Consider the following 21,260-nt stretch of genomic DNA (forward strand, 5'->3'; position numbering starts at 1 on the left):
CTTTGAGCGGGATCGAGCGGGTAGGGGTCGTCGGGTGTGGCCTGATGGGGTCGGGCATCGCGGAGGTGGCCGCGCGGGCCGGGCTGGACGTCGTGGTCACGGAGGTGTCGGCGGACGCGCTGAAGGCCGGCCAGGCACGGGTCGAGAAGTCCCTGGCCAGGGCCGTCCGCAACGGCAAGCTGTCCGAGGACGACCGCGCGGCCGCGTACGACCGCATCCGGTTCACGCCTGACCTGGGTGAGTTCGCGGACCGGCAGCTGGTGGTCGAGGCCGTCGCGGAGAACGAGCAGGCCAAGACCGACGTGTTCGCCTCGCTCGACAAGGTCGTCACCGACCCGACGGCGGTCTTCGCGTCCAACACGTCGTCGATCCCGATCATGAAGCTGGGCATGGCGACGTCCCGGCCTCAGCAGGTGATCGGCATCCACTTCTTCAACCCGGTGCCGGTGCTCAAGCTCGTGGAGCTGGTCCCGTCCCTGCTGACCGCCGAGGACACGAAGGCGCGGGCGCAGGCGTTCGCCCAGGGCAAGCTGGGCAAGCAGGTGATCCTGTCGCAGGACCGCGCCGGTTTCGTCGTGAACGCGCTGCTGGTGCCCTACCTGCTGTCCGCGATCCGGATGCTGGAGTCCGGCTTCGCGTCCCCGGAGGACATCGACACCGGCATGGTGCAGGGCTGCGCGCACCCGATGGGCCCGCTGGCGCTGACCGACCTGATCGGCCTCGACACGACGAAGGCCATCGCGGAGTCGATGTACGCGGAGTTCAAGGAGCCCTTGTACTCACCCCCACCGCTACTGCTCCGCATGGTCGACGCGGGCCTCCTCGGCAAGAAGAGCAACCGCGGCTTCTACGACTACAGCTAACGCGAGTCCCGCGCTCAAACACCGCGAGTCCCGCGTTCGCACATAGCGAGTTGCGGTTTCGTGCATGCGGAAGGTGCACGAAACCGCAACTCGGTGTGTTTGAACGCGGGACTCGCTATGGCTGGGGGCGGGACTCGCGGGTGTTCAGGGCGCCGGTGGCCAGGGTGTGGAGGGCTGCGGTCAGGCGGTCTGTCTCGCCGCGTTCCAGGAGGGTGAGGATCGGGTCGCTGTGCAGGCCCGCCAGGAGGAGGTCGGCCAGGAGGTCGGCGTCCAGGTCTGGGCGTTCGGTCTTGATCAGGGTGCTGACGTGGGTGTGCCACATGTCGTAGATGGGGTGTTCACGGGCCGGGCCGTTGTGCGGCCTGGCCATCGCGGCGACCTCCTGGCCCAGGGCGGCCATCAGGCCCTTGTTGCGGCCCACGACCTCGACCACCGCGGACAGGAACGCCAGTAGGCGGTCGCGGGCCGGTGCGCCGGGGCCCAGTGGCGGTTCGCCAGAGTGCACCAGTTCGCCCAGCTCCAGCGCGCGTTCCTGCATCAGGGCCACCATCAGGCCCATCCGGCTGCCGAAGCGGTGGAAGACCGTCCCCTTGCCGACACCCGCCGCGGCCGCGACCTGCTCGATCGTCACCTCGTCGGGGCGGTGGCTCCTCAGCAGCTCCTCGGTCGCCTCCAGGATCGCGCGGCGGTTGCGGGCCGCGTCCTGACGCATACCTCACCTCACAACAAATGGACCGGCGGTCAAGTTAGAGGTAACTTGACCGCGAGTCCAGTTAAGTTCGTCAGGCAGGAGAATACCGTGCGGCGAGTCCGCTATTACGAGTACGGCGGCCCTGAAGTGCTGAAAGTCGAGGACGTGGACACTCCGGCGCCCGGTGAGGGCCAGGTGCTCATCCGAGCCGACATCATCGGGGCCAACTTCGTCGACACCAAGTTCCGGCGCGGACCGATGGCGGGGACGCTCTTCCAGCGCCCGCTGCCCGGCTCCCCCACCGGCGACGTCGTCGGCACCGTCGAGGCCGTCGGGCCGGGCGTGGATCCGTCGCTGCGGGGTAGGCGGGTCTCGGCGTTGTGCGACCCGGACGCGTTCGCCGACTACGTGGTCGCCGGCGCCGACTGGCTCGCCGAGGTGCCGGCGAGCGTCGACGACGCCGACGCCAGCATGCTGTCCAGCGCGGGCCCCACCGCGCTCGGCATCATCCGTACGGGTCGGATCAAGTCCGGCGAGACGGTGCTCGTGCACGCTGCCGCGGGCGCCATCGGCCACCTCGCGCTTCAGCTCGCCAAGCTCGAGGGCGCGGGCACGGTCATCGCAACGGCCGGGTCGGCGGCGAAGCTCGACTTCGCCCGCGAGCACGGCGCGGACGTGGCCGTCGACTACACCGCGGACGACTGGCCGGAGCGGGTCCGGGAGACCGTGCCGGGCGGTGTCGACGTGGTGCTCGACTCGATCAGCGGCCAGACGCGGCAGCGCAGCTTCGGCCTGCTCGCGCCCTTCGGCCGGGTCGTGGTCTACGGCGCGGCGTCCGGCGACCTCGGCGACATCGCGGTCCGCGACCTGATCCTGATGCGGTCGGTGGCCGGCTTCTCGCTGCTGGCCTACCGCGCCGCCGCGCCCAAGCAGGCCGCGGCCGAGGTCGCGGAGCTGACCGAACACTTCGCCGCCGGCCGGCTCCGCACCTCCGTCCACACGCGACTGCCGCTGAGCGAGGTCGCGGAGGCACACCGGATCCTCGAGACCCGCGAGAATCTCGGCCGGGTCCTGCTCATCCCCTGAGGGCGAGGAACACCACACCGCCGACGACCGGGCCGAGCAGGGCGCCGACCACGACCTGTGCGGCGGTGTGGTCCTCGACCACCACGCGGGACCAGGCCACCAGGGCCACGGCCAGCACGAGCAGCAGGTACCACGGCCCGTACAGCAGCACGACCGTCGCGACGGCGCCGCCGGCGACCGTGGCGTGCACGGACACCTTCCACCAGCGCGTGATCGCCAGGACTGCCAGCAGTGTCGCGATCATCGACCAGGCCAGCGCGATCACCTCGCGGGGCGCGCCGCCCAGCAGCATGATCACCAGACCGGTCACAGTGGACACCAGGCACAGCAGGAACGGCACGATCCGCCGCTCGCGCTCGCGCACCCAGTGGCCGTCCCACCTCCCCCGCCGGGCGCCGCGGACCATGATCACCATCGGGATCACGCTGTAGAACAGGGCGACCAGCAGGCCCCAGCCGGCGGTGGGCACGACCTGGTGACCGGTGCCGTACCACGCGACCGCCAACGGCAACGCGACGACGATCACGGCAGGAGACAGGACCTCGGTGACCACACGCGCGGCGCGGAGCGGCAGACTGGGGGTGGTGGTGACGTCCACCGGCACATGCTCCCAGAGAGGACCCCGCACATGAAGGCTGGGGAGATCGCACCGGACTTCGAGCTGCCGGACGAGACCGGCAAGACCCGTGCGCTGCGGGAGTTCCTGGAGACCGGGCCGGTGGTCCTGTTCTTCTACCCCGCCGCCATGACCAAGGGCTGCACCGCGGAGAGCTGCCACTTCCGCGACCTGGCCGCGGAGTTCGCGGCGGCCGGCGCGCACCGGGTCGGCATCAGCCCCGACGCCGTCGACAAGCAGGCGGCCTTCAGCGAGCAGAACTCCTTCGACTTCCCGCTGCTGTCCGACGCGGACGGTGCGGTGGCCACGCGGTTCGGCGTGCGGCGCGGCTTCGGGCCGCTGCTGACCCGCCGCCAGACGTTCGTGATCGACACCGACCGCAAGCTCCTCGCGGTCATCAAGAGCGAGCTGCGGATGGCCGTGCACGCCGACCGGGCACTCGAGGTGCTGGCGGCGCGCACGGCCTGAGCCGCTACTGGTACAGCGCTTCCTGCGGGATCGGCGTGTCGGCGCGTAGTGCGTCGAACAGCACCTGCTTCTTGTTCGGGTCCCACTTGGTGGCCGACCCGTCCGTGACCGGCACGGTGGTCGTCACCGTGCTGCCGTCGGAGATGCCGTGCATCGCGAAGCCAAGGCTCGCGAGGTTCCACAGGTGGTCGCCCTCGTCGACGGTCAACGCGTCGGTCATCCCACCGATCACCGGGAACAGCTTGAACGGGTTCAGCAGCGTGCCGGCGGTCGCGACCTTGCCGGCGAGCGCGCCGATGAACTTGCGCTGGTTGGCCACGCGGTCGAGGTCCGACCGCGGGGTCGACGCCGAGTGCCGCATGCGCACGAACCCGAGCGCCTGCACGCCGTTCAGCGTCTGGTGTCCGGCCGGGATGGTCACGCCCGTGACGGTGTCGTGCATCTCCTCCGGGATGTCCATCTCGACGCCGCCGACCGCGTCCACGATGCCCGCGAACCCGCCGAAGCTGATCTCCGCGTAGTGCTCGATCCGCAGGCCGGTCGCGCCCTCGACGGTCTTGACCAACAGCGGCGCGCCGCCGAGCGCGAACGCGGCGTTGATCTTGCTGACGCCGTGGCCGGGGATCTCGACGTTCGAGTCACGCGGCAGTGACAGCAGCGTCGGGGGCGTGTCGTTGTCCGGGATGTGCGCGACCATGATCGTGTCGGTGCGCTTGCCGGCCGCGTCGCCGGTGGTGAGCTCGGCCTTCTGCTCGTCGGTCAGGCCCTCGCGGCTGTCGGAGCCGACGATCAGCCAGTTCGTGCCGGCCGCCTCGGCGGGCCGGCCGGGGTAGTCCGAGATCGCGGCGACCCGGTTGAGCGAGAAGTCCATCCACACCAGACCGCCCGCGATGAGCAGGAGCAGCACCAGGAAGCCGATGAGGATCCGCCGCCCCCAGCGTGGCCGGCGAAGCGGCCGGCGCGGTGGCGGTGGCGGGTAGCCCTCGCCCGCGGGCGGACGCTGGAAGTCGTCCGGCGGCTGCGGCCGGCGTGGCGCCGCGCCGTAGTCGCGCCGCGGCTCGTCCTGCCCGGGCAGGGGCAGCATCCTCGTGTTGTGGTAGGCGGGCTTGCGGCCGCCGGGACCGGGGCGTCCGTAACCAGGCTCGGGGCCGTACCCGGGGCCTCCTCGGCCCTGCGGGGGACGGCCCTGCCCCGAACCGGGCCGTCGTGGTGGCTGCTGGTAGCTCATCTCCCCACCCTTTCGTCACAAATCAGGACGTGGGAGCCCTCGCGCAGGTTGCGAAACACGTGCATACCGTACGAGACCGTGACTAGACGGGCACGCGGAGTCCGTCCGGCAGCGGTTTCCCAAGCGCGTCGGCGATGTCCTGGTCGAGCGGCACGGCGCCGAGCACACCGAGCGTGAACCGCCTGACCAGGCGAGTCCATTCACGGTAACGGAACAGCAGCGCGTGCGTCTCGCCGCGAACGTCGAACCGCGCCACCCGGTCGGTGACCTCCTTGGCCCGCTCGGCATAGGTGTAGGACAGCGCGGGGTCGGTGGTCCGGTCCCGGTCGCCGTGCGCGATGAGCACCGTCCGGCCGGCGAGCTGCGTGACGGGCTCGCCCGCCGGGGTCCACGGCGCGAGCGCGCACACGCCGGCCACCTGTGGATCGTCGGCGACGCGCAGCGCGACCCGGCCGCCCATCGAGTGGCCGACGAGCGCGACCGGCACGTCCGGGTACGTGCCGCGGATCTCGTCGAGCGCGTGGCGGGCGTCGTGCACCGGGTCGAGGTCCGGGGCGTTCCAGCCGCGGTAGGTGTTGCAGAGCTGCCACACGGCAAGCCCCGGGACCCTGCTCAGGTCGCGGGCGAACGGGACCATCCGCCAGTACGCCGGGTACCGGACCGTGGCCGGCGTCTTGCTGACCTCCTGGCCGCCGTGCAGCACGAGCACCACGGCTCGCACGCCGGTGGTGGCGCCCCTCTTGTTGATCCTCACTGGTCTCCTCTGTCGATGTGGGCCTCGATGCCGTCGAGGACGCGCCGCAGGCCGAACTCGAACTCGTCCTCCCAGGTCAGCTCGTCGTCCCGCCAGGCCGCGGCGAGGCTGGGAAAGCGGTCGAGATGGGGTTCGAGCAGCGGGGCGAACTCCGCCCAGAACCACCCGTCGGACACGCCTCGCTCGGTGCGGGCGGCGTCGGCGAGCCGGCGGGCGCGACCCTGGACGTAGCCGATGAGCAGGCCGATGACGGCCATCTTCCGGCCGCTGGTCAGGCCGGTGCCGTCGAGGGCGGCGAGGAGCCGGTCGAGCACGGCGGCCTGGTTGGGGCCGACGAGGCCATGGGACAGCGAGGCCTCGAGGAGCCAGGGGTGGCGGCGGTAGCCGGCGAGGCTGCGGCGGGCGACCTCGGCGAGGCTGTCCCGCCAGCCGTCGCCCGTCGGCACCATCGGGTCCTCGCCCATGACGGCGTCGAGCATCAGCTCGAACAGCTCGGCCTTGCCGGGCAGGTAGCGGTAGAGCGACATGGTGCCCACGCCGAGCTCGTCGGCGACGCGACGCATGGACAGCGCGTCGAGCCCGTCCGCGTCGGCGACCGCGACGGCCGTCGCCACGATCCTGTCGATCGTCATACCCGGCTTTCGGCCTCGGGTGGGCGCCGGTTTGGTGCCCCAGAGCAGCGCCATGGTGTTCGCCATGTCCATCGTGATCGATTCTACGCGGTGGTACTGTTTATGCGTACGCTGTACTCATTTTTTGGGGGTCATGCCGTGAGAATCCTGGTGACCGGCGCGACGGGTCAGGTCGGGCGGCACGTGGTGGCGCAGCTCGTCGAGGCGGGGTGCTCGGTGGTCGCCCTGACGCGGCGGGCGGACGCGGACCTTCCCGCGCCGGTGGAGGTCGTGCGCGGTGACCTGCTGGCACCGGCGTCGGTCCCGTTCGACGGGGTGTCGCGGATGTTCCTGTTCCCGGAGCCGCGGACGGCGCGCGAGGTCGTGGCGCGGGCGGTCGAGGCGGGCGTGTCGCGGATCGTGACGCTGTCGTCGGGGGCGGTCACGGGTGGCTTCGACACCGACTTCCAGCTGCCGGTGGAGCAGGCGGTGGAGGCGTCCGGGGTGGCGTGGACGCACCTGCGGCCGGGTGACTTCGCGTCGAACACGCTGCGGCTGTGGGGTCCGATGATCCGGTCCTCGCGGGTGGTCCGGTTCGCGCAGCCGGCGGCGCCGAGCCTGGCGATCCACGAGGCCGACATCGCGGCGGTGGGCGTGGCGGCGCTGCTGTCGGACGGGCATGCCGGGCGGTGGTACGACCTGACGGGTCCGGCACTGATCACCCGGCGGGAGCAGGTGGCCGCGATCGGCGAGGCGCTGGGCGAGGAGGTGCGGTTCGAGGAGGTCGACGCCGCGGAGGCCCGTGAGATCCTGCGGGCGCAGGGCGGGTGGGCCGCGGCGAACGCGGACTTCCTGCTGGGTTTCGCGGACTACTCGGCAGGCGGCCCGTCGTTCGAGGACGTCGACTGGTCGGCGGCGCTCACCCCGCTACCGACGGTCGAGGAGGTCCTGGGCCGCCCGCCGAGGACGTTCGCCCAGTGGGCCCGCGACAACGTCGCGGCCTTTCGCTGACGCCCGGAGAACTACGCTGTCGGTATGACCGTTGCGGGGTTGTTGCTGGCAGCGGGGGCCGGGCGGCGGTACGGGATGCCCAAGGCCCTCGTGCGCCACCGGGGTCGGCTGTTCGTCGAGCTCGCGTCCGATGTGCTCCACGACGGCGGGTGCACGCCGGTCGTGGTCGTGCTCGGGGCGCTCGCCGACGACGTGCGGACCACCGCCGCGCTCAGCGGGTCGTCGCTTGTGGACAATCCCGACTGGACGGCCGGCATGGGCACCTCCCTGCGGGTGGGACTGTCCGCACTCGGCGGTGACGCGACGGCCGTCGTCGTGCTGCCGGTGGACACACCGGGAGTGACCACCGCGGCGGTCCGGCGGTTGGCGGCCATGGCGGACCCCGACGCGTTGGCGAGGGCGACCTACGACGGCGTGCCCGGCCATCCCGTGCTGATCGGGCGGAACCACTGGGCCGGCGTGGCGGCGCTGGCCGATGGCGACGAGGGCGCCCGGCCCTATCTCGCCCGGCACGAGGTGACCGCCGTGCCGTGCGAGGACATCGCCAGCGGCGCCGACGTCGACCGGCCCGAGGATCTGCCCTAGATCTGCCCTAGGCCGCCGCCGTCGACTGGTTCGCGAACTGGGTCCGGTAGAGGTCCGCGTACCGGCCGCCCGCCGCCAGCAGGGTGTCGTGGGTGCCGCGTTCGACGATCTTGCCGGCCTCCACCACGAGGATCTGGTTCGCCGCCCTGATCGTGGACAGGCGGTGCGCGATCACGATCGCCGTCCGGTCGGTCAGCGCGTCCGCGAGGGCCTCCTGCACGGCGACCTCCGACTCGGAGTCCAGGTGGGCCGTCGCCTCGTCGAGGATAACCACCTGCGGTTGGGCCAGCAGCAGCCTGGCGATCGTCAGGCGTTGACGTTCGCCGCCGGACAGTCGGTAGCCGCGCTCCCCCACGACCGTGTCCAGTCCGTCGGGCAGTGAGTGCACCAGGTCCGCCAGGCGGGCGCGGGTCACGGCCTCCCACAGCTCCTCCTCGGTCGCGGACGGCCTCGGGTACAGCAGGTTCGCGCGGATCGAGTCGTGGAACAGGTGACCGTCCTGGGTCACCACTCCCACCGTGTCGCGCAGGGCGTCGAACGACAGGTCCCGCACATCCACATCGGACAGCCGGACGGCGCCACCGTCCACGTCGTACAGTCGGGGCACCAGCGACGCCATCGTCGACTTCCCGGCGCCCGACGAGCCCACCAGCGCCACCATCTCCCCCGGCGCCGCGCGGAAGCTCACCCCGTGCAGCACCTCGTCACCGCCGCGCTTGTCCAGTACCGCAACGTCTTCCAGCGACGCCAGCGACACCTTCTCCGCGGGCGGGTAGGCGAACCGCACGTCGTCGAACTCGACCGAGACGCCGCCGGCCGGCACCGCCACGGGGTTCTTCCGCTCCGTGATCATCGGCGGCAGGTCGAGCACCTCGAAGACCCGCTCGAACGACACCAGGGCGGTCATGATGTCCACCCGGACGTTCGCCAGCGCCGTCAGCGGCGTGTACAGCCTCGTCAGCAGCAGGGCCAGCGCCACCACCGTGCCGGGCGCCAGCGCACCCGTGATCGCGAGGTAGCCGCCCAGCCCGTACACCAGCGCCTGCGCCAGGGCCGACACCAGCGACAGGCTCGTCATGAACCACCGGGTCAGCATCGCCGAGCGGATGCCGATGTCCCGCACCCGCGCCGCCCGGCCGGCGAACTCCGCAAGCTCGGCACGCGGGTGCCCGAACAGCTTCACCAGCGTCGCCCCGGGCGCGGAGAACCGCTCGGTCATCTGCGTGGTCATCGACGCGTTCAGGCCCGCCGACTCCCGCTGCAGATCCGCCATGCGCCGGCCCATCCGGCGCGCGGGCAGCACGAAGATCGGCAGCAGCACCAGGGCCAGCACGGTCACCTGCCACGACAGCGTCAACATCACGCCGACCGACAGGACCAGCTGGATCACGTTGGTCACCATGCCGGCCAGCGTCGACGTGAACGCCCGCTGTGCCCCGATGACGTCGTTGTTCAGCCGCGACACCAGGGCACCCGTGCGGGTCCTCGTGAAGAACGCGACCGGCATCCGTTGCACGTGGCCGAACACCGCGCGGCGCAGGTCGTAGATCAGACCCTCACCGATGCGGGACGACTGCCACCGCTCGACCAGCCCCAGGCCCGCGTCCAGCACGGCCAGGCCGGCGATCACGACCGCGAGCCACACCACGGTCGAGACCGCGCCACCGCCCACGATCGCGTTCACGACCTGGCCGGCGAGCAGCGGCGCCGACACCGCCAGCACGGCCGAGATCATCGTCAGCAGCAGGAACACCGCAAGCTTGCCCCGGTGCGGCCCGGCGAACTCGTACACCCGCCGGACGGTGCCCTTGCGCAGGCCCTTCGGCGCGTCCCGCATCGCGCCGTGCATCAACATCCACGCGTTGTCCACGTCTACCCCTCACATCTGCCCTGGCCAGGACCAACGCGCGACCCGCCCGCGACCTTCCCGGTTAACCGCACAGCGAACACGGCGGCGTCGAACCGGTCGCGCTCGCAGCCCGTTCACCCGCCTCCTTCCCTCCCGCGCGCGGCGGCGCGGGGCTCGTTCGTCGCCGGGCCTCGTGCTCGTCGGCCCGGCGGGTCCGCTCCACCGCTCCGCTCCCGGTAGCCTGCCCCGGTGGAGCCGACCCGACGCCGTAGCTGGCGCCTCGACCTGCTCTTCTACGGCGTCGGCCTCGCGTTCGCCGCCGGCAATGCGATCTTCTCCGAGTTCTACGGCTATCGCGTCTGGGGCAACTTCGCGACGGCCGGCTACCTGATCGCGTTCGTGCTCACGGTCCTACAGGCATCCTCCCGCATGCCACCGACAGTCCGCTCGCGTTGGTCGCCGGTGGGGGTGGCCGGCCTGCTCGCCGGGGTCGTGCCGCTGCTCGTCCTGGTGTTCGTGCGCGACCCCGGCTTCGTGTGGGGCAGGTGGCCGTGGGCGTTCCCGTCGCAGCCCGAGGTGTGGGTCGTCGAGCGGTCGGCCCGCCTGCTGCTCGACAACGGCACGCCCTACCCGGACCTGAGCCTGCTCGGCCGGCCGCCGGTCCCCGACGACTACACGCCGTACGGCCCCGGGATGACCATCTTCGGCCTCCCCCGCGCCCTCTTCGGCGACAGCCCGTTCACCGACGCACGCATCGCCTTCGCGGTCGGCACCGTCCTGCTGGTCGCGCTGGCGCTGAAGGTCATGGGCCGGCCCAGGGTTCCCGTGCTCGCCGCGCAGCTCGCCGCCGTCAGCCCGCTCACACTGCTGACGATCACCGTCGCCGGCGACGACATCCCGGTGATCGCGTTGATCGTGCTCGCCGCCGCACTTGCCTTCAGGGCTGGAAGTTTCGGGGGGCCGATAACCTCGGGACTCGCGATCGCGTTGGTGATAAACATGAAACTCACCGCGCTGCCGGCACTTCTGGTGCTGGCGATCGCGGTGTTCGCGGCCCGCGGCAGGCGTGCGTTGTTGATCTTCTTTGGTACAGTGATCATCACGAGCGCGGTGTTGGTGCTACCGGTGTTGCTGGTGGATCCGGCCGCATTCGTCGAGCACGTGATCCTGTTTCCGGCCGGGCTCGGCGAGGCGGGCTCCCCGGCGGCGAGTCCGCTGCCGGGGCACCTCATCGCACAGCTCGGCCCGATCGGCCACGCGGCATCGCTCGCGCTGCTCGCGGCGGCGGCATGCGCGATCACGGTCTGGCTGGTGGTCCGCCCGCCCCGCGACCCCGCGGACGTCATGCTGCGCACCGCGGTCGGGCTGGGGACGGCGATCGTCCTCGCGCCGGCGACCCGCTGGGGGTACCTCGTGTACCCGCTGGCGATGGCCGGCGCGATGCTCGCTTTCTCCACAGCTGAACCGAAGGAAGCACGGGAGGAGGGGACCAGGACAGCCGCGGGCCCGACCGACGGTGATCACGACGTCACCCACGACGACGCCTACGAAGGTCTCAACCGTCCGATCGCGAGCCCCGACGCCCGCGGCAGCCAAGCTTGAACCCGATCGCTACTTCTTCTTCGTTCGCGTTGCGCCGCCTCGGCCGCGCAACGTCACCCCGGATTCCGACAGGACGCGGTGCACGAAACCGTACGACCGCCCCGTCGACTCGGCCAGGGCTCGAATGCTGGCGCCCTTCTCGTACTTCTTCTTGAGGTCGGCAGCCAGCTTGTCGCGCGTACTGCCGGTGATCCGCGCGCCCTTCTTCAAATCAGCCACGTCGTCCGCCTTCCGTAGCGTGTCACGGAGGTATTCCAGAACACCTGCCGTGGCAATGATCGAACACGATCGCGTGGAATGCCAGGCGAGATCGAAAATACCTATGAAATCGCTCACGCCTCACCGGGACGGAGCAACCGATCGGCGGCCCCGCGCGTAGGCGCCGGCGGCGCTCACGCGAGCTGGACGAGTTCCAGATAGTCCGCTGACCAGTGATCTTCGGTCCCGTCGGGCAGCAGGATCACCCGTTCGGGCTCAAGTGCCTCCACCGCGCCCGGATCGTGCGTGACGAGGACAACTGCGCCCGTATATCCGCGCAGAGCGTCGAGAACACGTTCTCGGGACGCCGGATCGAGGTTGTTCGTCGGCTCGTCGAGCAGCAGGACGTTGGCCGCGCTCGACACCAGACCGGCCAGCGCGAGCCGGGTCTTCTCGCCGCCGGACAGCGTCCCCGCCGTCTGCTCCAGCTGCTCGCCGGTGAACAGGAACGTGCCGAGCAGCGACCGGAGCTGCTGCTCCGGCGTGTCGGGCGCGGCGTGCCGGACGTTCTCCCACACCGACGCGTTGTGGTCGAGCGTCTCGTGTTCCTGGGCGTAGTAACCAATGCGCAGCCCATGACCAGGCACGACCTCGCCGGCGTCGCCGGGCTCCATGCCACCCAACAGACGCAACAGCGTGGTCTTACCAGCGCCGTTCAGCCCCAGCACGACGACCCGGGAGCCACGGTCGATGGCGAGGTCGACGCCGGAGAACACCTCCAGCGAGCCGTACGACTTCGACAGTCCCTCGGCGGTGAGCGGGGTCTTGCCGCAGGGCGCCGGATCCGGGAAGCGGATCCTGGCGACCTTGTCCGCCTGGCGGACCTCCTCCAGACCGGAGAGGAGGCGTTCGGCGCGGCGCGCCATGTTCTGCGCGGCAACGGCTTTCGTCGCCTTCGCGCGCATCTTGTCGGCCTGCGCCTGCAGCGCGGACGCCTTCTTCTCAGCGTTGGCACGTTCGCGGCGGCGACGCTTCTCGTCCGCGGCACGTGCGTCGAGGTAGCGCTGCCAGGTCATGTTGTAGGTGTCGACCTGGCCGCGGGTGGCGTCGAGGAACCACACCTTGTTGACCACGTCGGCGAGCAGCTCGACATCGTGGCTGATCACGACGAGGCCGCCGTTGTGTCCCTTGAGGAAGCCACGCAGCCAGTTGATCGAGTCGGCGTCGAGGTGGTTGGTCGGCTCGTCGAGCAGCAGCGTGGTGCCCGCGCCGCCACCACCCGAGCCGGCCTCGGACGCGGCGAACAGGATGCGCGCCAGCTCCACGCGGCGGCGCTGGCCGCCGGAGAGCGTGCCGACCTGCTGGGCCAGCACCCGGTCCGGCAGGCCGAGGTTCGCGCAGATCCGCGCGGCCTCGCTCTCGGCCGCGTAGCCGCCGAGCGCGGCGAACCGCTCCTCGAGCCGGCCGTAGCGGCGGACCTCGCGGTCGCGCTGCGCGTTGTCGACCAGCTCGGACATGGCCGTCTGGGCCTTCTCCATCTCGCGCAGCAGCTCGTCGAGGCCACGCGCGGACAGGACGCGGTCCTTCGCGGTGACGGACAGGTTGCCCTCGCGCGGGTCCTGCGGCAGGTAGCCGATCTCGCCCTTGCGGAGCAGGTGGCCGGCGTAGGGCTCGCCCTCGCCGGCGAGGACACGCAGCGAGGTGGTCTTGCCGGCGCCGTTGCGGCCGACGAGGCCGATGCGGTCGCCGGGCTGGACGCGCAGCGTCGCGTCGGAGAGCAGGATGCGGGTGCCGGCACGCAGTTCGAGGTCAGTAGCGGTGATCATTTCGGAGACTCCGGTTTATTGGTGGGCAGGGCTTCATCGCCCGCCGGCCGTGACCGGTGGGCTCGCCTGCCTCCTAGGCCGTACGGATCACCACACCCTCACTATACGTGTCAGCGGCAAGAGACTTTCGTGCGCGGTCGCGGACTAAGCGGGCGCTTAGCGAGTGCGGTGTCCACCAATGTCGGTGGGTCTATCGGTGGATCCAGGTTTCCGCTGGCAAGGCGCCGATCCGCCCTCGTACTGGACGTACTTGGGCGGATCGGCAACGCCGCCAGCGGGAAGCTGGGCCGCCGAGAGACCCGGCGAACGTTGGTGGACACCGCACTAGAGTCATCAGCCATGACACCGGACTTCAAGGGAAAGACCGCGCTGGTCACGGGCGCCAGTCGGGGCATTGGCCTCGCGATCGCCGCGGAGCTGGCCAGGGGCGGCTCGGCCGTCACCATCTCCTCGCGCAAGGCCGACCAGATCGCGGCGGCGGCCGACGAGCTGCGTGCGCAGGTGCCGGGCGCCCGGGTGCTGGCCGTGCCGGCGAACACGGGCAGCGACGACGACCGGGCCGAGGTCGTGCGCCGCACGGTCGAGGAGTTCGGCTCGCTCGACGTACTGATCAACAACACCGGCATCAACCCGACGTACGGGCCGCTCGTCGACGCCGACCTCGGCGCGGTGCGCAAGCTCTTCGACGTGAACGTGGTCGGCGCGCTCGGGTTCGTACAGCTCGCGGTGAAGACGTGGATGGGCGAGCACGGCGGGTCGATCGTGAACATCGCGTCGGTGGCCGGCCTGCGGTCGTCCGGGGTGATCTCGGCGTACGGCGCGTCGAAGGCGGCGCTCATCCGGCTGACCGAGGAGCTGGCCTGGCAGCTCGGACCGGGCATCAGGGTCAACGCGGTGGCGCCGGCCGTGGTCAAGACGAAGTTCGCCGAGATGCTCTACACCGCCGACGAGGAGGCGACCGCGGCCCGGTACCCGATGAAGCGGCTGGGGGAGCCGGCGGACGTGGCGCGGCTGGTGGTGTTCCTGGCCTCCGACCAGGCGACCTGGATCACCGGCGAGACCGTGCGGGTCGACGGCGGGATGCTCGCGACCGGCTCACTGTAGGAGCTCCAGGACGTTGTTCACCTGGTGGCGGTAGACGATCGACGTGCGGAAGCCGACGACCTCGCGGCGGCTGGTGAACCGGTCGATCAGGAACGCGTGCAGGTGGTCGATGTCCTGCACGGCCACGTGGACGATGAAGTCGTCGCTGCCGGCGAGGGTGAACACCGCGAGCACCTCCGGCAGCGCGGCAACCCGGTTCTGGAACGCCTCGATCACGCTGCGTGACAACGGCCGGATCTGCGCGGCGATCAGTGCCTGGACGCCGCGGTTGAGCGCCGCGAGGTCGATGTCGGCGTGGTAGCCGCGGATGACGCCGCGCTGGCGCAGCAGGCGGGTGCGCTCCAGGCAGGTCGACGGCGCGATGCCGACCTTGCGGGCGATGTCCTGGTTGGGCTGGCGGGCGTCCTCCTGCAGTTCGCGGATGATCGCCGAATCAACTTCGTCCATGGGGTCATTCTGACCACCGATGCCGAATTATGTTCGGACACCCCGCTGTTGGGCTGGCTATCTGCCTAGCGTCAGACCCGTCGGTTGTTTTCTGTTCGGCAGGAGGACTCGGTGGGCGAACCATGGGAGCACGAGGAGGTCGTCACGCGGCTGGGCCGTCGGTCCGGGGTGCCGGTGACGGTGGCGGTCCACTCGCGGCGACTCGGACCGGCGGCGGGCGGGATCCGGCTGCGGCAGTACCCGACCTGGCAGGACGGCCTGGCCGACGCGCTGCGGCTGTCGAGGGTGATGACGTACAAGAACGCGATCGGCGGGGTGCCGTTCGGCGGCGGGAAGACGGTGGTCGCGCTGCCGTCCCCGGTGAGCCCGTCCGTGCGGGCGGACGTGCTGGCGGACGCGGCCGAGCTGATCGAGTCGTTCGGCGGGACCTACCTCGCCGGGCCGGACATCGGCACGTCGTCGGAGGACATGGTGTACATGCGGTCCTTCACGTCGCGGGTGTTCTGCCTGCCGGAGTCCGCCGGTGGGACCGGTTCGTCGAGCGGGCCGACGGCGCGCGGTGTGCTGGCGGCGATGCGGGCCGGGCTGGCGGCGGTGTTCGGGTCGGCGTCGGTGTCCGGGCGGCGGGTGGTCGTGATCGGGATGGGGTCGGTGGGCTCGCTGGTGGCGCGGGAGCTGGCTGCCGGCGGCGCGTCGGTGGCGGTCGCGGACGTGGACCCGGCGCGGTGTGCCGGGTACGAGCAGGTGCCGGTGTCGTACTCGGTGGACGCGGACGTCCTGGTGCCGGCGGCGGTCGGCGGGGTCGTCGGGACGGACGTGCGGGCGCCGCTGGTGGTCGGGCCGGCGAACAACCAGCTCGTGTCGGACGGGGTGGCCGCGGAGCTGGCCCGTGCCGGCGTGGTGTGGGTGCCGGACTTCGTGGCGAGCGGCGGCGGGGCGATCTACACGCTGAGCCGGGAGGCGGCCGGGCTCTCGCACGAGGACGCACTCGCGCGGGTGGCGGCCATCGAGGAGACGACCGCGTCCGTGCTGGCGTCGGCGGCGTCGCACGGCACGACCCCACTCGCCGAGGCGATGGCGTTGGCCGAACGGCGGCTGGAGACACCGGCGCTCGCGCACGGGTGAGCGCCGGTGTCTCCAGCCGCGGAGGGTGACACCCAGCCTGCCGGGCACTCGGCTCGGGCTCACCAGCAGCCGGGCGGCGGGCTGACAGGCGTCCGTGGGTCAGCTGACGAGCCTCGCCAGGGTCGCCACCGAGCGGCGGACGTCCGCTCGCACGGCCCGGCCGATGGCCATCCCCACCGGCCCGAAGACCGGTCGACCCGTCACCTCCGCGTCGATCGTCACCTTCGACGCCGACTCCCCCGTCGCGCGGATCGACAGGGTCAGCGCCACCCGCACTCCGCCCACCCCACGGCCCGAGATGGACAAGGCCGTCGGTGGCGTGAACGACTCGACCCGCCAGCTGATCCGGTTCCGCAGCCCCATCACCTTGACCACCGACGTCAGCGCCGTCCCCTTCCCGATCACGGCCGGCACCTCACCGCGCCAGCCGTCGTGCAGGGTCAGCCACTCGTCGAAACGGGACAGGTCCGAGGCCATCGCCCATGTCTGGTCGGGGCTCGCCGGTACCAGAGCCGTCGCGTTGACCTTTGCCACGGCAGAAAGAGTACGGCCGCCCGCCGGTTCGCACCGGCGGGCGGCCATCTCATTCGACTACTTACGGGCGCACGTAACCGTAGAGGTTCAGCGTGACCGCGCGGACCGAACCGGTGTCGGCCCCGGCGGTGTCACGGACGAAGAACTTCCACGTGCCGTCAGCCGATGCCGAACGCAGCGCGTCCAGCGGGCTGATCGGCTGCCACGAACCGGTGTACGGGGCGTCGCCCGACGTCACGCTGGCGAACGAGGCCGCCGCGCTGTCGTCGAACACCACCTTGCACAGGTTGTTCCCGCTGCCACCGTTGTTGCTGAACACGGTCGCGGTCGCACCGTTCGGCGCGATCAGCTGACCGACCAGGTCACCGACGTAGGTGTGGTCGATGCCCACCGTCGTCGAGCCCGTGTCGGCGTTGCAGGCGGAGCCGTCGATCGAGAGCGTGATCTTCGACGCCCGGCCGAAGCCGGCCACCGGGATCTGCACGGTCGCGCCGACCGAGCTGTTGTCCGGGATCGGGACCGCCGCGCCGCTGTAGCTGAACGTGGTGGCCGTCGCGGACGGCTGGCCGACGTCGACCGAGAACGACGACGTCTTCGGCGAGAACGTACCGGCGAACGTCACCCTGGTGGCGAACTGGATCGGCACGCCGACCTCGTGGTTCGCCGGCACCGTCACCTTGTAGCTCTTGATCACGGTCTCCCCGCGCGGGATGGCCCCGTAGGACTGCGCGCGCGGCGTGATCGTGACACCCGGAGTGGACGTGGTGAGCACGACGCTGGTGGACACGGCCGTGGCGTCGCCGACGTTGGTCACCGGCAGCTGGACCGTCACCGTGTCACCCGGGTCGATGAACGCGCCACCGTCGTCCGCGGTCACCTTCGGGGTCTCCGCGACCGCGAGCGGCTGCGGGCTGGCGCCCGTGTAACCGAGCACCCGGTCGGCCAGGAGCACGCCGTGACCGGTGACCGGGTCGACACCGGGCGCGCCGATGTCGAGCGCGGTGCTGGTCAGCGCGTCCCGCACCTCGGCCGGGTCGATGCCGGGGTTGCCGGACAGCACGAGACCCGCGATGGCCGCCGCGTGTGGCGCGGCCGCCGAGGTGCCGAAGAACGGTGAGAAGCCCTCGACGCTGGTCGAGACGCCGTCCGCGGCGGTGATGTCCGGCTTCTGCCGCACCTCGCCACCGGGGATGGGCGTGCCGTTGGCCTCGAAGAACACCTTGCGCGGGCCGTCGGAGGAGAACCGCTCCTGCCGCTGGTCCGGGCCGTACGCGTTCGGGAACGGGCCGGCCGGGTTCGCCGGGTCGCCCGTCTCGAGGTCGAACGGCAGCGGGTCGGCCGCCGGCGCCGCGGCGACGGAGAAGGCGCCACGCGTGGCCGAGTGGCCGAACGTCTCGCCCGTCGTCGTGAACGCCTTCAGACCGGCCTGGTCCTTGAACCGGCCGCGCAGCGCGGACAGCGCGAAGTACCGGTCGGCGCCGGCGAACTTCACGACCGCGAGCCGCAGGTTCGTGCCGCCCGGCACGTCGACCCGCTCGTACGGGTCCTGGGTGCCGGTCTGGAAGTTCTGGCTGGCGGCACGCACGTTGCCGGCCGAGTCCACCAGGTACAGGTCGTAGTCGTCACTGGCCGCACCCTGCGGGTCCGCCCAGTTCAGCAGGACCGGTGCCCCGCCCGACTCGTTCGAGAGCGGCTCGAGGACCTGCACGCCGGGGCCGGGGTCGAAGTCGTGGGCGTAGCCCGCGAACTTGCCGATCACCTGGCCGGAGTTGACGTAGTTGCCCTCCCAGTGGCCGGCGGTGCCGTCCACGGTGTTGCCCTCGTTGCCGGCGGACGAGAAGTACAGCCCGCCGTCGGCCACGACGTCGTTCACGGCCTGGGCGATCATCCCGTCCTGGAAATACGGCTCGGCGAAGTAGATGACGTCGTCCACGATGATGTCGCAGCCGAGGTCGAAGCGCAGCGCGCGGATGTTGTCCGCGAAGCTGGCGTCGCCGTTGAAGGCGGTGGCGAAGCCGAGCGCGGCGTTCGGCGCCACGTCGTGGATGATCTCCAGCATCGCGGTGCCCTCGTCGCCCGAACCGGCCTCGCCGGGTAGGACGTCGACGGCCGGCAGCTCGTCGCCGGCCTGGGACGTGGACAGGGAGTCGACACCGTCGGACAGCGCGCAGATCTTGACGCCGACGCCGGTGACGCCGATGTCCCCACGTGCGCCGTCGGCGTTGTGCGCCCGGTCGCCCTCGCTGTCGATCGCGCCGGCACGGTCGGAAAGCGCGGCACGCGTGTTCTGCGCGATCCGCTTTTCCTTCTGCTCCTTGGACTCCGGCTCGGACTTCTGCTTCGGGCTCAGTTCACGGGCGGTCAGTGCGCCGACCGCTTCCTGAACCGCCTTCACGTCCGCCCGACCGGCGATCGCGTTGACCGCCGACAGCGGCACCTCGGCACGCACGGTGCCGTACCGGGTCGACGTCGACCGGATGGCGGCGCCCTTGGTGGTGAGGAACTTGACCAGGTTGTCACTCACGGTGCCGCGGATGTCCACGAGCACCTTGCCGCTCGCGGTCTTCTCGACTCCGTTCTGTAGCAACGGAACCGTTCCGCTCGCCGTCTTGTTCGCGGCTAGGCGTTGCTGCAGGAAGAGTTGGGTGTCCACTTTGGCTTCCGCCGGGGACATGCTCTTCTTGAGGTCCTGGAGTGTGGCGATCTGGTTCGCCGCGTTCTGCTCGGCGGAGATTTTCTGGTCCCCCGGTGACGGCGCCGCTACCGCGGGGCTGGCCAACCCCACGACCGCCAGCAGGCAGGCCGCGCCGGTCAGGATGTAGCGTGATCTTCGTGATGCGTGTGCAGGTAAACGCACGGATGCCCTCCGCGTGATGCTTGGCCGTGCCCCGACTCACGACGCCCGGTGCCGGTGCCCCCGGCCAGGCCCAACGTATGGGTCGGAACCAATGGGACGCAGCGGCCATTTGGCCGAATAACACTCGGTGTGTGTTAACAGTTGCCGTACGTGAACGACTTAGAGTACAAAAGCGTCGGACCAGGGCTGCGCACTTCGGCCCGTAAGGGCGCCGAGGAGCGACGCTGCCTGACTGTCCGTAAGGGACGAGACGAAGTCGATCACGGCCCGTCCCCTTGCTAACTCACGGATTCCGTGCTCACCGCTCGGCGGTTCACCCAACGCGCCGACCAAAGTAGACAAATCGGTCTGTGCCAGTGCGTGGTACTCGGTCGCGGCCAGTTCGACGAGATCCTGGAGCCGGCGGGGTAACCGGTCGGATTCGTAACGATCCGTGAGCCACTGCGCGAGCGCCTCGACCAACGACGTGACGAGCGTGGCCTGGCCGCGCTGGTGCAGTGCGAGGTCGGGCCGCAGGAGCACGAACCGGCGGTGCACGAACTTGAGCACCTGGACCTCGTGCCACTGGGCGGGCGCGAGCAGCACGTGGCCGGAGCGGGTGGGCGGGTCCATCACGACGGTCATGCCGTCGACGAGTCGGACGGTCCATACCGACGAGAACCGCGCGACCGCCTGCTCGCTCTCGACCGAGCCGTCGAACGGGGTGTCGAGCATGCCGTCGACCAGCTCGGTGCGCACCCGTCCGACCGCGGCGACGAACGCGTCGTCGTCGACCACCCAGGCGTCCCGGCGGTGCAGGCGGCGGCGGAGCCGCTCCAGCGAGTAGCCGGGGCGGCGGCCCTGCGCGGCGAGCGTCCGGTCGTCGACCGCGGCCAGGTCGAGCGCGTTGTTCAGCCAGTGGCCCAGCTCGGCGGCGACGGGCGCGTGCTGGAGGACGCCGATGCGGTGGAAGTCCTCGAGGTCGTGGATGGCGTAGGCGATGTCGTCGGCGAGGTCCATGACGGAGGCCTCGACGGTCTGCTGCCAGTTCGCGAGCCGGCCGGCGAAGGGGGCGCGGGCCTGGGCCATGTCGTCGAGCTCGGTGACGTAGACGGAGAACTTGGCGGACCCGGTGCTGGGCTCGTCCGGTGGCTCGGACGCGCCGCGCGGCGGGGTGGCCAGGTGGCGCGGATGCGGGTCCGGGTGGCTCAGGCGGGTCCAGGGGTACTTGAGCATGGCGGCACGCACGGCCGCGGTGAGGTCGAGTCCGACGGCGCTGGGGCCGCCGGTGTCGGTCGTGGTGACGATTCGCAGGCTCTGGGCGTTGCCCTCGAAGCCGTCGGGCAGCCCGAACCGGTGGCGGGCGAGGCGGTCGAGGACCTGCTCGCCGAGGTGGCCGAAGGGCGGGTGGCCGAGGTCGTGCGCGAGGCCGGCGGCCTCGACGACGTCCGGGTCGCAGCCGCCGAGCTTGTCGAGCAGCGGGGTGAAGTCGGTGCGGAGCCGCTCGGCGATGGCCCTGGCGACCTGGGCGACCTTGAGACTGTGCGTGAGGCGGTTGTGCAGCAGGCCGGAGCCACTGGCACTGACGACCTGGGTGACACCCCCGAGGCGAGCGAAGTACGGCGAGGCCACGATCCGGTCGCGGTCGATCCGGAACGGACTGGCCGCGAGATCCCCGGCCGCCGGCCCGCCGGGTCTCTCGGAGCGGCGCTCCTCCCGATCACTCATGCGACGACCTTAGCCGCTGAGCCGAACGGATGAATACATTTGCCTGCCGGTCCAGCCCCGCGGAGGTTTCCGGCGCGACGGGAAAAGACCGCCGCCGG

The 21,260-nt window shown here is 71.0% G+C and carries 20 protein-coding genes; 8 read left to right on the forward strand and 12 right to left on the reverse strand.

Features of this window, described 5'->3' with window-relative positions; genetic code table 11:
- The first annotated feature begins 2 nt into the window (after positions 1 to 2).
- Positions 3 to 863 carry a 3-hydroxybutyryl-CoA dehydrogenase gene (locus VET29_RS42720; protein ID WP_324932858.1) on the forward strand — a complete coding sequence of 287 codons (861 nt, stop codon included), beginning with the start codon at positions 3 to 5 and terminating at the stop codon, positions 861 to 863.
- A 115-nt stretch (positions 864 to 978) separates the two neighbouring features.
- On the opposite strand, the gene VET29_RS42725 is transcribed toward VET29_RS42720, so the two are convergent.
- Positions 979 to 1,575 (reverse strand): TetR/AcrR family transcriptional regulator, encoded by a 597-nt coding sequence (locus tag VET29_RS42725; RefSeq protein WP_324932860.1) that lies wholly within the window; start codon positions 1,573 to 1,575, stop codon positions 979 to 981.
- Between the two features lie 87 nt (positions 1,576 to 1,662).
- Between VET29_RS42725 and VET29_RS42730 the strand changes: the two genes are divergently transcribed.
- Positions 1,663 to 2,640 (forward strand): quinone oxidoreductase family protein, encoded by a 978-nt coding sequence (locus VET29_RS42730; protein WP_324932863.1) that lies wholly within the window; start codon positions 1,663 to 1,665, stop codon positions 2,638 to 2,640.
- Here the strand turns inward: VET29_RS42730 and VET29_RS42735 are convergent.
- On the reverse strand, positions 2,630 to 3,238 hold the full coding sequence (locus VET29_RS42735) for a hypothetical protein (RefSeq protein ID WP_324932866.1): 609 nt from the start codon (positions 3,236 to 3,238) through the stop codon (positions 2,630 to 2,632). The two genes, VET29_RS42730 and VET29_RS42735, sit on opposite strands and share 11 nt — an antisense overlap.
- 30 nt (positions 3,239 to 3,268) lie before the next feature.
- On the opposite strand from VET29_RS42735, the gene VET29_RS42740 reads away from it, so the two are divergent.
- A complete protein-coding gene (locus VET29_RS42740) occupies positions 3,269 to 3,724 on the forward strand; it encodes a peroxiredoxin (RefSeq protein ID WP_324932869.1) in 456 nt (151 codons plus the stop codon).
- A 4-nt stretch (positions 3,725 to 3,728) separates the two neighbouring features.
- On the opposite strand, the gene VET29_RS42745 is transcribed toward VET29_RS42740, so the two are convergent.
- From VET29_RS42745 to VET29_RS42755, 3 genes are all read right to left on the reverse strand, one after another.
- Positions 3,729 to 4,952, reverse strand: coding sequence for an LCP family protein (locus VET29_RS42745; RefSeq protein ID WP_324932872.1), 1,224 nt, complete (start codon positions 4,950 to 4,952; stop codon positions 3,729 to 3,731).
- Positions 4,953 to 5,034: 82 nt separating this feature from the next.
- Positions 5,035 to 5,706: an alpha/beta hydrolase gene (locus tag VET29_RS42750; RefSeq protein WP_324932875.1), complete on the reverse strand. Its 672-nt coding sequence runs from the start codon at positions 5,704 to 5,706 to the stop codon at positions 5,035 to 5,037.
- Positions 5,703 to 6,410 carry a TetR/AcrR family transcriptional regulator gene (locus tag VET29_RS42755; protein WP_324932878.1) on the reverse strand — a complete coding sequence of 236 codons (708 nt, stop codon included), beginning with the start codon at positions 6,408 to 6,410 and terminating at the stop codon, positions 5,703 to 5,705. The genes VET29_RS42750 and VET29_RS42755 overlap by 4 nt, the downstream gene beginning before the upstream one ends.
- A 66-nt stretch (positions 6,411 to 6,476) precedes the next feature.
- Here VET29_RS42755 and VET29_RS42760 point away from each other — a divergent pair, with 66 nt between their 5' ends.
- Both VET29_RS42760 and VET29_RS42765 read left to right on the forward strand, forming a co-directional pair.
- A complete protein-coding gene (locus tag VET29_RS42760) occupies positions 6,477 to 7,328 on the forward strand; it encodes an NAD(P)H-binding protein (RefSeq protein ID WP_324932881.1) in 852 nt (283 codons plus the stop codon).
- Between the two features lie 24 nt (positions 7,329 to 7,352).
- A complete protein-coding gene (locus VET29_RS42765; protein WP_324932884.1) occupies positions 7,353 to 7,913 on the forward strand; it encodes a nucleotidyltransferase family protein in 561 nt (186 codons plus the stop codon).
- A gap of 7 nt (positions 7,914 to 7,920) precedes the next feature.
- Here VET29_RS42765 and VET29_RS42770 read toward each other — a convergent pair whose 3' ends face one another.
- Entirely contained in the window at positions 7,921 to 9,783 is a 1,863-nt protein-coding gene (locus VET29_RS42770) for an ABC transporter ATP-binding protein (RefSeq protein ID WP_324932887.1), read from the reverse strand.
- Positions 9,784 to 10,011: 228 nt separating this feature from the next.
- Here VET29_RS42770 and VET29_RS42775 point away from each other — a divergent pair, with 228 nt between their 5' ends.
- Positions 10,012 to 11,364, forward strand: coding sequence for a glycosyltransferase 87 family protein (locus VET29_RS42775; protein WP_324932890.1), 1,353 nt, complete (start codon positions 10,012 to 10,014; stop codon positions 11,362 to 11,364).
- A gap of 9 nt (positions 11,365 to 11,373) precedes the next feature.
- Here VET29_RS42775 and VET29_RS42780 read toward each other — a convergent pair whose 3' ends face one another.
- Both VET29_RS42780 and VET29_RS42785 read right to left on the reverse strand, forming a co-directional pair.
- The gene (locus VET29_RS42780; protein ID WP_133909271.1) at positions 11,374 to 11,583 is read right to left on the reverse strand and encodes a helix-turn-helix domain-containing protein; all 210 of its coding nucleotides are present in this window, start codon (positions 11,581 to 11,583) and stop codon (positions 11,374 to 11,376) included.
- 173 nt (positions 11,584 to 11,756) lie between these two features.
- The gene (locus VET29_RS42785; protein WP_324932893.1) at positions 11,757 to 13,388 is read right to left on the reverse strand and encodes an ABC-F family ATP-binding cassette domain-containing protein; all 1,632 of its coding nucleotides are present in this window, start codon (positions 13,386 to 13,388) and stop codon (positions 11,757 to 11,759) included.
- A 339-nt stretch (positions 13,389 to 13,727) separates the two neighbouring features.
- Between VET29_RS42785 and VET29_RS42790 the strand changes: the two genes are divergently transcribed.
- Positions 13,728 to 14,492 carry an SDR family oxidoreductase gene (locus VET29_RS42790; RefSeq protein ID WP_324932896.1) on the forward strand — a complete coding sequence of 255 codons (765 nt, stop codon included), beginning with the start codon at positions 13,728 to 13,730 and terminating at the stop codon, positions 14,490 to 14,492.
- Here the strand turns inward: VET29_RS42790 and VET29_RS42795 are convergent.
- A complete protein-coding gene (locus tag VET29_RS42795) occupies positions 14,484 to 14,939 on the reverse strand; it encodes an Lrp/AsnC family transcriptional regulator (RefSeq protein WP_324932899.1) in 456 nt (151 codons plus the stop codon). The genes VET29_RS42790 and VET29_RS42795 overlap by 9 nt on opposite strands.
- Before the next feature lie 111 nt (positions 14,940 to 15,050).
- Here VET29_RS42795 and VET29_RS42800 point away from each other — a divergent pair, with 111 nt between their 5' ends.
- Positions 15,051 to 16,064: a Glu/Leu/Phe/Val dehydrogenase dimerization domain-containing protein gene (locus VET29_RS42800; protein ID WP_324932902.1), complete on the forward strand. Its 1,014-nt coding sequence runs from the start codon at positions 15,051 to 15,053 to the stop codon at positions 16,062 to 16,064.
- Positions 16,065 to 16,163: 99 nt separating this feature from the next.
- Here the strand turns inward: VET29_RS42800 and VET29_RS42805 are convergent, their stop codons facing one another.
- From VET29_RS42805 to VET29_RS42815, 3 genes are all read right to left on the reverse strand, one after another.
- Positions 16,164 to 16,598, reverse strand: a complete 435-nt coding sequence (locus tag VET29_RS42805) for a type II toxin-antitoxin system Rv0910 family toxin (protein ID WP_324932905.1) — start codon at positions 16,596 to 16,598, stop codon at positions 16,164 to 16,166.
- 61 nt (positions 16,599 to 16,659) lie between these two features.
- On the reverse strand, positions 16,660 to 19,455 hold the full coding sequence (locus VET29_RS42810) for a S8 family serine peptidase (RefSeq protein ID WP_324932908.1): 2,796 nt from the start codon (positions 19,453 to 19,455) through the stop codon (positions 16,660 to 16,662).
- 159 nt (positions 19,456 to 19,614) lie between these two features.
- Entirely contained in the window at positions 19,615 to 21,162 is a 1,548-nt protein-coding gene (locus VET29_RS42815) for a dGTP triphosphohydrolase (RefSeq protein WP_324932911.1), read from the reverse strand.
- Positions 21,163 to 21,260: the final 98 nt, after the last annotated feature.

The organism is Actinophytocola sp. (assembly GCF_035634895.1).
GTDB lineage: Bacteria > Actinomycetota > Actinomycetes > Mycobacteriales > Pseudonocardiaceae > Actinophytocola.